The organism is Shuttleworthella sp. (genome assembly GCF_057251025.1).
In genome coordinates, this window is sequence record NZ_DBHIDN010000010.1 from 38,877 (window position 1) to 54,605 (window position 15,729).

The 15,729-nt window shown below is 55.0% G+C and carries 14 protein-coding genes; 13 read left to right on the plus strand and 1 reads right to left on the minus strand.

The window, feature by feature from the left end:
* Positions 1–279: 279 nt before the first annotated feature.
* The 13 genes from glgB (at position 280) to nagA (ending at position 15,223) form a co-directional block, all read left to right on the plus strand.
* Positions 280–2,157, plus strand: coding sequence for a 1,4-alpha-glucan branching protein GlgB (glgB, locus tag ACO5R6_RS04045; RefSeq protein ID WP_485625906.1), 1,878 nt, complete (start codon positions 280–282; stop codon positions 2,155–2,157).
* 69 nt (positions 2,158–2,226) lie between these two features.
* Entirely contained in the window at positions 2,227–3,366 is a 1,140-nt protein-coding gene (locus ACO5R6_RS04050) for a glucose-1-phosphate adenylyltransferase (RefSeq protein ID WP_485625907.1), read from the plus strand.
* Positions 3,356–4,492 carry a glucose-1-phosphate adenylyltransferase subunit GlgD gene (glgD, locus tag ACO5R6_RS04055; protein ID WP_485625908.1) on the plus strand — a complete coding sequence of 379 codons (1,137 nt, stop codon included), beginning with the start codon at positions 3,356–3,358 and terminating at the stop codon, positions 4,490–4,492. Before ACO5R6_RS04050 ends, glgD begins: the two co-directional genes overlap by 11 nt.
* Positions 4,489–5,925 carry a glycogen synthase GlgA gene (glgA, locus tag ACO5R6_RS04060; RefSeq protein WP_485625909.1) on the plus strand — a complete coding sequence of 479 codons (1,437 nt, stop codon included), beginning with the start codon at positions 4,489–4,491 and terminating at the stop codon, positions 5,923–5,925. The genes glgD and glgA overlap by 4 nt, the downstream gene beginning before the upstream one ends.
* 322 nt (positions 5,926–6,247) lie before the next feature.
* A complete protein-coding gene (locus ACO5R6_RS04065; RefSeq protein WP_485625910.1) occupies positions 6,248–7,090 on the plus strand; it encodes a MurR/RpiR family transcriptional regulator in 843 nt (280 codons plus the stop codon).
* Between the two features lie 61 nt (positions 7,091–7,151).
* Positions 7,152–7,883, plus strand: coding sequence for a glucosamine-6-phosphate deaminase (nagB, locus tag ACO5R6_RS04070; protein WP_485625911.1), 732 nt, complete (start codon positions 7,152–7,154; stop codon positions 7,881–7,883).
* 120 nt (positions 7,884–8,003) lie between these two features.
* Positions 8,004–8,690, plus strand: coding sequence for an N-acetylmannosamine-6-phosphate 2-epimerase (locus ACO5R6_RS04075; protein WP_485625912.1), 687 nt, complete (start codon positions 8,004–8,006; stop codon positions 8,688–8,690).
* A gap of 61 nt (positions 8,691–8,751) precedes the next feature.
* The gene (locus ACO5R6_RS04080; protein WP_485625913.1) at positions 8,752–10,086 is read left to right on the plus strand and encodes an ABC transporter substrate-binding protein; all 1,335 of its coding nucleotides are present in this window, start codon (positions 8,752–8,754) and stop codon (positions 10,084–10,086) included.
* An 82-nt stretch (positions 10,087–10,168) separates the two neighbouring features.
* Positions 10,169–11,080: a carbohydrate ABC transporter permease gene (locus tag ACO5R6_RS04085; RefSeq protein ID WP_485625914.1), complete on the plus strand. Its 912-nt coding sequence runs from the start codon at positions 10,169–10,171 to the stop codon at positions 11,078–11,080.
* 10 nt (positions 11,081–11,090) lie between these two features.
* Positions 11,091–12,014, plus strand: a complete 924-nt coding sequence (locus ACO5R6_RS04090) for a carbohydrate ABC transporter permease (RefSeq protein WP_485625915.1) — start codon at positions 11,091–11,093, stop codon at positions 12,012–12,014.
* 133 nt (positions 12,015–12,147) lie between these two features.
* Positions 12,148–13,068 (plus strand): dihydrodipicolinate synthase family protein, encoded by a 921-nt coding sequence (locus tag ACO5R6_RS04095; RefSeq protein WP_485625916.1) that lies wholly within the window; start codon positions 12,148–12,150, stop codon positions 13,066–13,068.
* Between the two features lie 35 nt (positions 13,069–13,103).
* Complete coding sequence (locus ACO5R6_RS04100; protein WP_485625917.1) at positions 13,104–14,024, plus strand: ROK family protein; 921 nt, start codon at positions 13,104–13,106, stop codon at positions 14,022–14,024.
* A gap of 11 nt (positions 14,025–14,035) precedes the next feature.
* Positions 14,036–15,223, plus strand: a complete 1,188-nt coding sequence (gene nagA, locus ACO5R6_RS04105; protein WP_485625918.1) for an N-acetylglucosamine-6-phosphate deacetylase — start codon at positions 14,036–14,038, stop codon at positions 15,221–15,223.
* A 125-nt stretch (positions 15,224–15,348) separates the two neighbouring features.
* Here nagA and ACO5R6_RS04110 read toward each other — a convergent pair.
* Positions 15,349–15,729, minus strand: a 381-nt coding sequence (locus ACO5R6_RS04110; RefSeq protein WP_485625919.1) for an enoyl-CoA hydratase-related protein, incomplete at its 5' end; no start/stop codon positions are given.

Here is a 15,729-nt window from a genome sequence, read left to right on the forward strand (position 1 = left end):
TCCCCCGATGAGGCCTGCGGAATCGGCCGGTCTCATGTCTTTTTCAGATCAATTGAAAACCCCCGCAAGTCCAGGCAAATGCAGGGACTTGCGGGGGTTTTGCGGATTGATCCGGGAAGAGGTGAGACCCTCTAAAAATGCGCCGATCATATAATTATGCCATATTAAATATATTAACGCAATACTCTAAACAAAAATTTAGAACTTTCTGACAAACATAGAGAAGTGATATAATAGAAAAAACGATTGCATAGTTGTATGAGTAGGAGAGGTGATCGTATGAATTTGGAAGAGTCTATGTACACATTTGGGCTGGGTGAGAACTTTCACCTGCAGGACTACCTGGGACTGCACCGGGATGAAAATCAGGAGGGAACTTACGTATTTCGCGTTTGGGCGCCGCACGCTGAGCACGTCCAGGTCATCGGAGATTTCACAGATTGGTTCCAAAATCCCTTGGATATGGTAAAGAACCACATCGGCGTCTGGGAGCTCTCCACGGATCTTCCCCAGGAGGGACAGGTCTACAAGTATCTTGTCAAGAGACAGGGAGGCCAGGTGGTAGAGAAGATCGACCCCTTCGCCAACTATTTTGAGGCCAGACCCGGGACGGGAGTCATCGTGCACACCATGCAGAAGAGGAAGTGGAGGGACGCTCCCTGGATGGGACGGCGCAAGCGCTTTGGTTTTAAGAAGCGTCCGGTCAACATCTATGAGGTCCACGCGTCGTCCTGGAAGTACAAGGAGGACGGAACCCCCTGCACCTTCAAGGAGTTGAAGGATCAGCTGATTCCCTATCTGCTGAAGATGCACTACACCCATGTGGAGTTTTTGCCCCTCATGGCCCATCCCCTGGACATGAGCTGGGGCTACCAGCTCATGGGTTATTTCGCCCTGGAGCACACCTACGGGACCCCGGAGGACTTCCAGGATTTCGTTGAGGCCTGCCATCAGAACAATATCGGTGTTCTGGTAGACTGGGTGCCCGGCCATTTCACGCAGAATGATGACGCGCTTGCCTATTTCGACGGGACGCCGACCTTCGAGTACCAGGACCATAACAGGGCCCACAACTATCGGTGGGGAGCCTTGAATTTCGACCTGGGCAAGAACCAGGTCCAGTCCTTCCTCCTCTCAAGCGCCCTCTTCTGGCTGGAGGAGTATCATCTGGACGGAATTCGGGTGGATGCGGTGTCCAATATGCTCTATCTGGATTATGACGATGGCCCTTGGACGCCCAACCAGGAGGGCGGCAACCGGAATATCGAGGGCTACAATTTCCTGCAGCGCCTGAACGGGGTGGTCAAGTTCTATCATCCGGATGTCATGATGATCGCCGAGGAGTCAACGGCGGCCACGCCCATCACAAGACCCTTCGACGAGGGCGGCCTCGACTTCGACTTCAAGTGGAATATGGGCTGGATGAACGACATCCTCAAGTTCTACGAGGAAGATCCCATCTATCGCCAGTATGATTTTAACCTGGTGACATTCAGCTTCATGTATGTCTTCAACGAGAACTTCATCCTGCCCTTCTCCCATGACGAGGTGGTCCACGGGAAGAAGAGCCTGATGCACAAGATGTGGGGAGACCGCTACAACCAGTTCGCCGGTCTCAGGAACCTTCTCACCTATCAGATCTGCCATCCGGGCAAGAAGCTCCTCTTTATGGGTTCTGAATTCGGTCAGTTCCTGGAGTGGAAGTACGACTACCAACTGGAGTGGGGCAATCTGGATGACTACATGAACCAGCGGATGCAGCACTTTACCAGTGAACTCAATGCCTTCTATAAGGATCACAAGGCGCTCTGGCAGATTGATGACTCCTACGACGGCCTGGAGGTGATTGACGCGGACAACCGGGCGGAGAGCGTGCTCTCCTTCATCCGAAAGGGGGATAAGGGAGACTTCTTAATCTGTGTCTTCAACATGGCACCGGTTGAGCGGCAGAACTTCACAATCGGCGTTCCGGTCGCGGGCCTGTATGAGGAAGTGATCAATACGGAGCTGGAGGAATTCGGAGGCGTCTGGAAGGAACACAATCAGAATACCCAGACGCAGGAGGGCAGCTGGAAAGATTACACCAATACGCTCAGCTTCACCTTGCCGGCCCTCGGAGCCAGTGTCTGGAGATTGAAGAGACGCGTGAGAAACTAAGACGGATTCCGAGAGTAAGGCGTCTTTATCGATATCATGATATCCGTTGTGAAGGAGGGGTGGATTTCCATGAAAAATGAAATGTTGGCTTTGATTCTTGCCGGAGGGCAGGGAACGCGTCTGGGGAAATTGACGCAGAGCATCGCAAAACCGGCGGTTCAGTTCGGCGGCCGCTATCGGATTATTGATTTCGCTTTGTCCAACTGCGCCAATTCAGGCATCATGAATGTCGGTGTAATCACCCAGTACCAGCCTCTGATCCTGAACAGTCATATCGGGAACGGATCTTCCTGGGGTCTGGACGGGATTGACACGGGAGTGACGATTCTGCAGCCATATTCCGCCAAGGAGGGGAACCGGTGGTTCCTGGGCACCAGCCATGCCATCTATCAGAATATGGACTATATTGAGAGCATCAACCCCAAGTACGTTCTGATTCTCTCCGGAGACCACATCTACAAGATGGACTATGACGATATGCTCAGGCAGCACAAGGATAATCACGCCAGCCTGACTGTGGCGGTAATTGACGTGCCTTTAGAGGAGGCAAGCCGCTTCGGAATCATGAACACGGACGCCAATGACCGGATTGTCGAGTTCGAGGAGAAGCCCGAGCATCCCAAGTCCGGACATGCCTCAATGGGCATCTATATTTTCGACTGGAAGAAGCTGAAGCAGATGCTGATCAATGCCAAGAAGAATGAAGTAGATATGTCGGACTTCGGAAAGAATGTCATACCGGCCTATCTGGAGCACGGAGAGCCGGTCTATACCTATAATTTCAAAGGCTATTGGAAGGATGTCGGCACCATTGAGTCTCTCTGGGAGGCCAACATGGAGTACATCGCCATTGATAACGCCTTAAACAGCCGCGACCGGTCCTGGAAGATCTACTCGAAGAACCTGATTGCTCCGCCCAACTTCATCAGTGATGAGGCCACGGTGAACAACTCGCTTGTCGTGGACGGTTGCTTCGTCTTCGGCAGGGTAGACCACTCGATTCTCTCCACCAATGTCAAGGTGGAAGAGGGGGCGGTCATCAAGGACAGCTTCATTATGAGCGGGGTTACAATCAAGATGGGCGCCCATGTGACGCGGGCGATCATCGGTGAAGGCGCTACCATTGGCCAGGATGTCGTGATCGATGGCAGCGAGGAAGTGGCAGTTGTCGGCTATAACGAAGTAGTGGGGGTGCCGGATGAAGATTGATAAATATACAGCAATATTGGGTAATGTCGGCGCCGGTTCTCTGGACATGGGCAGTCTGACGAAGAATCGGCCTTTAGCGACGCTCCCCTTTGACGGGAAGTATCGCCTGATGGACTTTCAGCTGTCGAGCATCGCCAACTCCGGCATTCGAAGCGTATACGCGATTTTTGGCGGGGATAAGGTCCGCTCTGTCTTCGACCATGTGCGGTCCGGACGTGTCTGGGGTCTGAACACCCTCCTGAGCCACTACTTTCCCTCTTTTCTTGAGGAGAGGGAGGACTATCAGCTGGCTGACCGGGAATACTATGATCAGCTTTTGACCTATTTGAAGTGCTCCGGGTCAGATCAGACCATCTACATGCCCTTCGATATCCTCTGCAACATTAATCTGGAGCAGCTGATCCATATCCACACAGCCAACGGGGGTAAATTGACCGTGGTCTATAAGAAGCTGCCCAAAAGGCAGATTTCTGAGGTCAACGAGATCCTGCAGATCGATGATACGGACACTGTGGTGGGGAAGCTGGGCCTGGAAGACATCCAGGAGATCGGCCCCATGAATGCGGACATCTATGTGGTTGATACACCCTGGCTCATTGAGAAACTGGAAGAAGAGGCGGGGAAGGAGAAGCTCCGCAAGATTTGCTTCGTCCTTCGGGACCTCCTGGTGGAGTCGCAGGCCCTGGCCTTCGAGCACTCCGGCTATCTGGCCAATATCAACTCGGTCGAGGATTATTACGAGGCCAATATGGATATGCTGGATCCACAGAAATTCTACGCCCTCTTCTATGGCGACCAGAAGATTTATACCAAGGTAAAGAATGAGGAGGCAACCTATTTTGATGTAGACTCGAAAATCAGAAATTCCCAGTTCGCCTCAGGGTCAATTATCAAGGGGGCGGTGGAGCACTCGGTTGTCGGACGTAACTGCCTGGTTGATGAGGGTGCGACCATCAAGTGGTCCGTCATCTCCCCCAAAGTGCGGATTTATCAAAACGCGACGATTGAGTACGCGATTATCGATAAGAATGTCGATGTCCCGGAGGGAGTAACCCTTCGCGGAAGCGAGGATCATCTGCTGGTTATCGGCAAGGGACAGGAAATCACGGGAGATATCATTCAATGAAAATAATGTACGTAGCGGCAGAGGGAGCTCCCTATGCCAAGGCGGGCGGCCTGGGCGACGTCATCGGGGCCCTCCCGAAGTCAGTGGCCAAAAAGGGCCATGAGGTTGTCGTTGTCCTTCCCTATTATGATCTGATTGATGCCAAGTTCTGGGACCGGGTTGAATATGTGGGCTACTACTACACGGATGTCGGCTGGCGCCATCAGTATGTCGGGATCCGCAAGCTGGTTCGGGATGGAGTGACCTACTACTTCCTGGACAACCAGCAGTATTTCTTCCGGGGGAGGATCTATGGAGAGGGAGATGACGGGGAGCGTTTCGCCTTCTTCCAGCTGGCGGCCATCGAGCTCATGGAAAAGGTCGGATTCATTCCCGACGTCCTACATGTCCATGACTATCACACGGCTATGATCCCCTTCCTGCTCAAGGAGAAATACCACTGGATTCAGGCCTATCAGGGGATCCGGACGGTTCTGACCATCCACAATCTCGAATTTCAGGGGCAGTTCGACAGCGGGATGCTGTCAGAACTCTTCGGCGTCGGTTACCGGCGCTATGAGGATGGAGTCCTGCGCTGGAATAACTGCCTGAACTGGATGAAGGCAGGGATTCTCTACTCGGACCGGGTTACAACGGTGTCTCCGTCTTATGCCCAGGAAATCCAGAGGCCCGAATTCGGCAAGGGACTGGATCAGGTCATGCGGATGGAAACCGGGAAATTATCAGGCCTGGTCAATGGAATCGATACAGACCTCTTCGACCCCCGAACAGATCCTATGATCCCCCATCATTTTTCTGTCGATGACCTGTCGGGCAAGGCGCTTGACAAGGCGGAACTGCAGAAGCGGACCGGGCTTCCGGTTCGGCCGGATGTGCCCTTGATCGGAATTGTGTCTCGACTGACAGACCAGAAGGGATTTGGTCTCGTGGTCAGTGAGATGAACAACCTCCTCCAGCATGACTTGCAGATTGTCGTTCTTGGAACCGGATATCCGGCCTATGAGCATGACTTCTGGTGGTTCGGGCAGACCTTCAGGGATAAGGTGTCAGCCAATATCACCTTCAATCTGGAACTGGCCCAGCAGATCTATGCCGGTTGCGACCTCTTCTTGATGCCGTCGGCCTTCGAGCCCTGCGGACTCTCGCAGATGATGGCGATGCGCTATGGGACGCTTCCCGTGGTCAGTGAGGTTGGCGGCCTTCGCGACACGGTGCAACCCTATAATGCTGTGACGCACGAGGGAACCGGTTTCTCATTCGGAGAGTTCTCAGGCTACTGGATGGTCAAGACCATCGAGAGGGCCCTTGACGTCTATTACAATGACAGGGAGGCCTGGAGAATTCTCCAGCACAACGCCATGACCCGGGACTTCTCCTGGGATACGGCAAGTCTTGCCTATATTGATCTCTATCAGCAGCTGGCCCCTATCTGATCCGCTGATGAAATGAGACAGAGGAAGCTGACGGCTTCTCCGCCGGGGCACATTCGGTGCGGGCGGGGAAGGGTCGGCTTTCTTTTTTGTCTGTTTGGGTCCCGACATTCGATCGATGAAAAAGGATGAATCAAAGACCATACAAGCAGGAGGACGGATGTAAAAACCAACAAAAACACCAAATGAAAAAAATCGACAAAAAAGAGGGAGGTGTGAAAATGTAATTGAAAAGAATTTTCAGCCCACCTATAATAAACAGGAGAAGGATTATGAATCAAGAGAGCAGGCGGCCGGCCACCTGCCCTTCGAGAAGGAGGCGATGATGGCAATTCCCAATGTGCTGCTTTCCATGCAGCTTTCCTACAATCAATTCACCAGGACCGAGAAGAAGATCGCCGACTATGTACAGAAGAATGCCCAGAAGGTTCTCTTCATGTCGATTACGGAGCTGGCGGAGGAGTGTCATGTGGCGGACGCGTCGGTCCACCGCTTCTGCCGAACCATCGGGGCCAAGGGCTATCAGGAGTTCAAGATGTGGCTCTCCATCAACATGGGCCATGAGAAGGATGAAGAGGAGAACCGGGAGGAGGACGGCAAGGAGCCGATCTTCCAGGAAGTCCTAAAGAGTCATCTGGACGCCATCAATGAGACCAATCAGCTCCTGGACCGGGAGACGGTCAAGAAGGCGGTTGACATGCTGACCGAGGCCAGGCAGATCATGTTCTTTGGCGTGGGAGACAGCAAGACGGCGGCGATTGAGGCCAATAACAAGTTCTTGCATGTCACGCCCAAGGTGATGACTGCGGGTGACACCCACCTGCAGGCCATGGCGGCTTCGATGATGGGAGAGGGGGACCTCCTCTTTGTGGTGTCCTATTCCGGATCGACCAAAGACACAGTTGAGGTGGCCCAGATCGCCAAGGAGGCGGGAGCCAAGGTGATCGCCATCACCAGATTCCTCAAGTCGCCCCTGACGGAGTTCTCAGATTGCGTCCTGATCTGCGGATCCAAAGAGGGCCCCCTGGAGGGGGGCTCGATGGGGGCAAAGCTGAGTCAGCTTCATATCATTGATATTCTCTATCAGTGTTATTTCAGGGCGAATGTCAAGACGGCCAGGGAGAATCGCCGTAAGACGGCAAATGCCGTGGTCAATAAGCTCTATTGAGCAAAGAGACCGGGAAGAGACACAAGGGGTGGGAGAATCACAGAAAGGGGAGAAGAGTACGATGAGAATTTACAAGACGGCAGACAAGAAGGAGATGAGCCGGAAGGCCGCCAATCTGATTGCGGCCCAGCTGATCCTAAAACCCAATTCAGTCTTAGGCTTAGCTACAGGGTCGTCTCCGATTGAGACCTATGAGCATCTGGTGGACCGGTGCGAGAAGGGGGATCTCGATTTCTCCCGAGCCAAAAGCGTAAATCTGGATGAGTACCTGGGATTGGATGGGAGCTCTCCGGCCAGCTACCGTTATTTTATGAACCATCAGCTCTTTGACAAGGTCAATATCGACATCCGGAACACGCATGTGCCCAACGGGATGGCAGAAGACCTCGCCGCAGAGTGCAGGGATTATGACCGGCTGGTGGAGGAATTGGGAGGAATCGACCTGCAGCTTCTGGGACTGGGGCATAACGGCCACATCGGCTTCAACGAGCCGGCGGACTTCTTTCCCAAGGGAACACATGTGGTGGACCTGACGCAGAGCACGATCAATGCCAATGCCCGCCTCTTCGCCTGCAAGGAGGATGTTCCCAGGCAGGCTCTCACCATGGGGATCGGGACCATCCTGTCAGCCGGGAAGATCCTGGTCATCGTGAGCGGAGAGGATAAGGCAGGGGCGGTTCAGGCTGCCTTCTTCGGTCCGGTGACCCCCCGGGTTCCGGCCTCCATACTCCAGCTGCACCGGGATGTTGTCCTGATTGCGGATGCGGCGGCCCTAAGTCAGTGCCCGCTATAGGATCCGGCCGAAGGGATCTCGCAGGAAAATGAAAGAAAAAATTTCCGAAACATAAATTTATATTGAAAATATATTTATATTCTGCTATGCTTCTCTTATCACAATAGAAAGGGGAAGCGCATGAGGAATCGAGTGGAAACACTCAAGGGTAAGCTCATTGTCTCCTGCCAGGCTCTGGCCGACGAACCGCTTCACTCCTCTTTCATTATGGGAAGGATGGCAGCCGCTGCCGCGGAAGGCGGAGCGGCCGGGATTCGGGCCAATACGGCGGAGGACATCAGGGAAATTCAGTCCACTGTGGACCTGCCCGTGATCGGCATCGTCAAGCGGGACTATCCCGATTGCCGGGTCTACATCACTCCCACGATCAGAGAAGTGGAAGAGTTAATGGAAGTCAAGCCTGACATCATCGCGCTCGATGCGACCGGAGCTCTTCGACCGGGAGACAAGAGCTTAGATGAGTTCTTTGCGGAACTCAAGCAGCGCTATCCGGACCAGCTCTGGATGGCGGATTGCTCCACGGTAGAGGAAGCCCTGCACGCGGACGCGTTGGGTTTTGACTTTATCGGGACAACGATGGTGGGCTACACCACCCAGAGTCAGGGTGATAAGATCGAAGCCAACGACTTTGAGATCCTGCGGGAGATTGTAGCCAATACAGAACACCGGGTCATCGCCGAGGGGAATATCAACACGCCGGAGAAGGCCAGAAGGGTCATCGATTTGGGAGCCTATGCCGTTGTGGTGGGCTCGATCATCACCCGGCCCCAGTTGATTACCAGGGCATTTGCCCGGGCGCTGGAGTGAGGGACATTCGGAGAAAATGGGATCTCCGAAATACCTGCATATTTTTAGGAGGGGTTATATTATGAGATTTAAGAAACTTGTGGCAATGGGTTTGGCCATGGCGATGGTTGTCGGCGCATTTGCCGGCTGCGGCCAGGGCAAGAAGGGCGCGTCAGAGGACAAGGGACAGTCTTCAGGTAAGGAATCCATCACCCTCTGGACCTACCCCATCGGCAAGTGGGGCAAGTCAGAGACCGTGGACAAGCTGATCGCTAATTTCAACAAGAAGTATCCCGATATCAAGGTGACGGTTCAGTACCTGGACTACAAGACCGGAGATGACCAGGTCAACACCGCGATTGAGGGCAAGAAGGCACCCGACCTGATCATGGAAGGACCGGAGCGGCTGGTTGCCAACTGGGGTGCCAAGGGCCTCATGGTTGACCTGTCTGACATGTTCAAGAGCGATGCCGCCAAGGACTTCTATCCCAATGTGACGGCTGCCTGCAAGAGCTCAGACGGCAAGTACTATGAGTATCCGCTCTGCATGGTTGCCCACTGCATGGCAATCAACAAGACCAAGTTCGAGAAGGCCAACGCCCTCCAGTATCTGGATCTGGACAAGCACACCTGGACGACCGAGAACTACCTGAAGGCAGTCAAGGCAGTGGCAGAATCCGGACAGGGCGCAGACGTCACAGCAGTCTACTGCTCCGGACAGGGCGGAGACCAAGGAACCAGAGCTCTGGTGAACAACCTCTACGGAGGCCGCTTTACCAATACAGACCACACCGAGTACACGGTGAACTCCGAGGCCAATATCAAGGCCCTGCAGGCCCTAAAGGATACCAAGGGCGTTAAGTTCGATCCCTCGATTGCGGGCGGCGACGAGATCACCCTCTTCAGAAACGGCACCCTTGCCATCTCCAACTGCTGGAATGCAGCACAGCAGAATGATTCCAAGAACGGAGAAGCAGGCAAGACCAATAACGGCGATGAGATCATCCCCATGCAGTTCCCCTCCAATGACGGATCAGCAGAGCTCTGCGGCGGCATCTGGGGCTTCGGAATCTTCAATAACGGCTCAGAGTCCAAGATCGCTGCTGCCAAGAAGTTCATCGACTTCATGGCCAACGACCAGACCCAGACCAAGGAATCCGTTCTTGAGTCCGGCTTCTTCCCGGCCCACAAGAACCTGGGCGACGTGTACGCCGGCCAGTCCAATGAGAAGGTCATGAAGATGTTCACGGAGAAGTTCATGCCTGCGATGGGCGACTACTACCAGGTTGTTCCCGGCTGGGCAACTGCTCGTACCGAGTGGTGGAACATGCTGCAGAGAATCGGTTCCGGTGGAGACATCGCGAATGAAGTCAAGACATTCGACACCAATGCCAATGCGGCGGCAAAGAAGAAGTAACTTGCACGACCGAAGTAACAGAGGTCAGAGGTGCCCCGCCCGGACAGGGCAGGGCACCCTTTTTTAGAGAGTGAGGAAAAGCTTGAGCAAAACAACAAATGCTGCGCTGAGGGAGCGGGCACTTGTGATCCGGGAGACCAAGTCGGCATATCTCTTCTTGCTGCCCAGTCTGGTTTTCTTCCTGGGATTTGTTGTCCTTCCCATGGTTCTATGTGTTTTCACCAGTTTCTTTGACTCCACGATGGGAGCGGATACACAGGATGTCTTTGTCGGACTGAAAAATTACCGGAATCTCTTCGCAGACCCGATTTTCTTAAAGTCCCTGGCCAATACCTTCATCATTGTTCTCGTATCCGTGCCTGTGGTCTGTGTTTTCTCCCTCTGGGTATCGGCTCTGATCTACAAGATGAGAGGTCCGGTCCTGTCCGCATTCCGCGTGATCTTCTATCTGCCGGTTGTCACCGGTTCGGTAGCGGTTACCGTTGTGTGGAAGTGGATGTTCAACAATTATTACGGAATATTCAACTACCTGGGAAAGAGCACGGGACTGATCCATGAGAATATCAACTGGCTGGGAGATGAGCGCTTCGCCCTTGCCTGTATTATTCTCATCCTCCTGACCACCTCTGTCGGCCAGCCCATTGTCCTCTATGTGTCCGCTCTCGGCAATGTGGACGAGTCTGTTGTCGAGGCGGCCAAGGTGGACGGGGCCACGGACTTCCAGCTCTTCTGGAAAATCAAGTGGCCGGCGATCATGCCTACGACCCTCTATATCCTGATCATCACCATGATCAACAGCTTCCAGTGCTTCGCCCTGATCCAGCTGCTGACCTCCGGCGGCCCCAACCACAGCACCGATACGGTGATGTACTATATCTACTACACGGCGTTTAAACTCTATGACTATGGCTATGCCAACGCCATGGGCGTGGTCCTCGCCATTATCATCGCCGTTCTGTCAGCCGTGCAGTTCCGCATAACCAGAGAAAGGTAAGGTGATAGACATGATCAAGAAGAAAATCACACCCTATTACCTGATCGGGGTCATCCTCCTGGTGATCCTGGCCATTCTCTTCACCTTCCCCCTCTACTGGATCGTGACGGGGGCCTTCAAAACCGCAGCCTCGATCAATGCCCCATCACCCGAGTGGTGGCCCGGCAAGTGGGTCCTGGACAATTTCCGGACCCTGATGGGAAGTCAGCGAGCCCCCCTCTGGGAGATCGCCCTGCCCTTCAGCAGCGGTTTCACTGAGGATGGCAGACCCCTGATCCTGTCCACCGGTCCCATCGTACCCGCTTCGATCCGCTGGATGCTGAATACGGTCTTCATGTCCGTGATGGCCATGGTCTTGACCTGTATCACGGCGACCATGGCAGGCTATGTCCTGGCCAAGAAGCGCTTCGCCGGAAGAGTCCTGCTCTTCTCGCTGATCGTCTGCGCTATGGCCCTGCCCAAGCAGGTTATCCTGATCCCCCTGATCAGGGAGATGTCCGCCCTGAATCTCTATGACAGTATCTGGGCCGTGATCTTCCCGACCGTGGGCTGGCCCTTCGGCGTCTTTCTCATGAAGCAGTTCTCCGAGGGAATTCCGGGAGAGTTGATTGAGGCGGCCCGGATTGACGGAGCCAGTGAGCTGAAGACCTTCAACTCGGTGGTCGTCCCCATGGTGAAGCCGGGAATCGGCGCTCTGGCGATTTTCACTTTCATCAACAACTGGAACGACTACTTCATGCAGTTGATCATGCTTAGTTCCACCAATCATCTGACCATCTCGCTTGGCATCGCTAAGCTGCAGGCGGAGAATTCCACGGACTTCGGCCTGATTATGGCAGGCGCGACACTGGCGGCGGCTCCGATTCTGATCATATTCCTGACCTTCCAGAAATATTTCACCCAGGGAATCGCAATGGGAGCTGTGAAGGGATAAGATTCGAAATGTAGCACAGAGGTAAAAGTCGGGTCTTCCCCGACTTTTCTTCATAGGGAGACTCCCTGAGACCTGCGGGAAATGGCGTCCGGGTCCGGGGTCTCACCCAGGCAGAAAGGGAAAGAAGGTAAGAATGAGCAAGTTGGACAAGTACAGAGGAGTGATTCCTGCTTTTTACGCCTGCTATGACGGAGAGGGAAGGATCAGTACAGACGCGGTCAGAAAGCTGGTGGACTATTACATTGACAAGGGGGTCAATGGGCTCTATGTCAACGGGTCTTCCGGAGAGTGCATCTATTTAAGCCCGGAAGAGCGAAAGCAGATCATAGAGGCTGTCATGGATCAGGCCGGAGGAGGACTGACCATCATCAACCATGTGGCCTGCAACAACACGGCGGATTCCATGGAACTGGCCCGTCACTCGGAGCGCCTCGGGGTGGATGCGATTGCATCCATTCCCCCTATTTACTTCCATCTGCCGGATGATGCCATTGCGGACTACTGGAACGACATCAGCTCGGCCGCTCCCAACACGGACTTCGTCATCTATAATATCCCCCAGCTGGCCGGGGTTGCCCTGTCGAGAGACCTCTACCTGAAGATGCTTGAGAATCCCAGGGTGATCGGGGTCAAGAATTCCTCCATGGCCCCCTATGACATCCAGATTTTCAAGAGATGCGGACAGGGAGAGCATGTGGTCTTCAACGGACCGGATGAGCAGTTTATCGCGGGCCGGATGATCGGGGCAGATGCCGGGATCGGAGGCACCTATGGGGCCATGCCGGAGCTCTTTTTGGCCATGAATGACTGCCTCATCACCGGGAATATGGTCCTGGCACAAGAGATCCAGACCGTGGTCAACCGGATCATAGAAAAGCTCTGCTCCGGCCGGGGCAACATGTATGCGATGATTAAGGAAGTCCTTCGGATCAAAGAGGGGATTGACCTCGGCTCGGTCAGGAGGCCGCTTGCGCCCCTGACCGAATCGGACAGGCAGATCGCCCGGGAGACGGCGGCTGAGATCGAGGAGGCAGTGGCGAGATATGGGCTGTAAGCTCCGTCGGGGCGTTTTCGAATGTGTGGAGAAGGATGAAAGAATACATCTGCATTGATATTGGGGGGACAGCGATCAAATACGGCATAGTCAGCGAGCAGGGACAGGTCCTTGAGTCCTTCGAGCGGCCGAGTCAGGCTGACAGGGGAGGCCCCTGCCTAGTGGCAAAGGTACATAAGATCCTGGCCCATTACCTGGAAAACCGAGAGAAAGACGCGGAATATGTCGGGGTCTGCATCTCCACGGCCGGGATGGTTGACCCGGACCGGGGGAGGATTATTGATGCCGGACCGACCATTCCGGCCTACCGGGGGACCTGCTGGAAAGAGATTCTGGGAGAGGTCACGCAGCTGCCGGTTGAGGTGGAGAATGATGTCAATTGCGCGGGGCTGGCAGAGGCAATCGCCGGAGCCGGCCGGGGCTGTAGCAGCGTGCTGACCCTTACGGTCGGAACCGGGATCGGGGGCGCGTTCTATTTAAGGGATCAGGGCTTTGAGGGCATCTACCACGGTTTCTCTCATGCCGCCTGCGAGCTGGGTTATATGGACCTGGGCGGACCGGACCGCTTCGAGGCCGTGGCGTCGACATCGGCCCTGTGCCGAAGTGTAGCTGCGGCCAAGGGCGAGGCAGAAGAGGCCTGGGACGGGCGCAGGATCTTTGCCGCAGCCGGGGCGGGGGACAGGGACTGTATTCAGGCCATTGACCGGATGGTGGACCTCTTGGGAAGGGGGATGGCCAATCTGGCCTGCATTCTCAACCCCGAGTGCATCGTCCTGGGCGGCGGTATTATGAGACAGGAGGACTATCTCTATCCCAGGTTGCGCAAGGCCTTAGACCGGCACCTGCTTCCGTCGATCGGGGGAAAAACCAGGCTCGCCATGGCGCAAAACGGCAATCAGGCAGGCATGCTGGGAGCCTATTATCACTTCAAATACATGCAGGAGAGGAGAGGATGAGGAGCTTAGCTATGAGGATACAGAATGTATTTGTCTACGGGAGGGATTTTCGCTTTCACCCGGGCAGTGTCGCCGTCAGAGACGGGAAGTTCTCCTCGGTTGATTTGACAGGAAAGCCTGCAGGGGAAAATAAAAGTGATGGGGAAATTGCAGACGGAGGGGGGGCCTATCTGATTCCCGGCCTCATCGACCTGCACTTTCACGGGGCCGTGGGGGCAGATGTCTGCGATGCCAGGGAAGAGGCCCTGGCCGCGATTGCGGCGTATGAACTCTCCGTCGGCGTGACCTCGATCTGCCCGGCAACCATGACCCTGCCGGTCAGCGAACTCAACCGGGTCTTAGCCGTCCTGGTGGACTACGCCGAGGGGCAGGAGGAGAGATCAAGGCGGCCGGAAGCGGGCAGGAGACCGGAGGCCTCCTATGTGGGGATCAACATGGAGGGGCCCTTCATCAGCAGGAGCAAGAAAGGGGCCCAGGACCAGGAAAATATCATTCCCTTCTCAATGGAGGTCTTAGAGGGATTTCTGGACGCCTCCCGGGGTCTGGTCAAATTCATCGGGATTGCGCCGGAGGAGAACCGGGACAGCCTGGACTTCATCCGGGAGGTCAGGGATCGGGTCTCGGTCTCCCTGGCCCACACGAACGCCGACTACGATGTAGCCAAGCGGGCCTTCGATCTGGGCGCAAGCCACGCAGTGCACCTGTTCAATGCCATGCCGGCTTACAGTCATCGAGCGCCCGGTGTGGTCGGCGCGGTCTGCGATTCCCCGTGGGTCGGCGCGGAACTGATTGCGGACGGCGTGCACATCCACCCCTCCGTCGTTCGGGGCATCTTCCGTATGCTGGGGGAGGAGCGGATGATCTTAATTTCCGACTCCATGCGGGCGACAGGCATGGAAGACGGATCCTACACTCTGGGCGGCCTGGATGTGATCAAGGAGGGCAAGTGCGCGCGGCTGGCATCCGACGGGACCATTGCCGGTTCTGTCAGTAATCTGGCGGACTGCATGCGGGTGGCGGTCAGAGAAATGGGCCTTCCGCTTGAGACCGCAGTCCGGGCGGCGACATACAACCCGGCCAGAGAACTGGGGCTTCAGGATGAACTCGGTTCGATTGCCGAGGGGATGCAGGCGGACTTTATCCTCCTGGATCAGGACCTGCGTCTGAAAGCGGTCTATAAGGCCGGCCAAGGCGTTTGACAGGGGAGAAGAGAGGGACCGTAAGAGAGTGCAGAAATCATTCTCTTACGGTCCCTCTCATCCATATCCGTCAGATTTTGCTGCAGGTCCGGTTGGGAGATCCGACAGCTCACAGGTTCGTCCGGTTAGAAGTCTGTCAGATTGGCAGCCCGCTTCTCCAGGAAAGCGCCCATGCCCTCTCTCTTGTCGTGGGTATCATTGACTACGCCGAAGAGGTTGGCCTCCATCTCGACGGCATTCTTGATGTCCATATCGTAGCCGTTATTGATGGCAGCCTTGGCAATGCTGTTGGCGTAAGAACCCTTGGAGAGGATCTTCTTGGCCATTGCCTGACAGGTGGGATAGAGCTCTTCCTTGGGGACAACCTTGTTGACAAGACCGATCCGATAGGCCTCTTGGGCGTCAATGTTGTCACAGGTGAAGATCAGCTCCTTGGCGCGGCCCATGCCGACCAGACGGGCGAGGCGCTGGGTTCCGCCGAATCCGGGGATGATGCCGAGACCGGT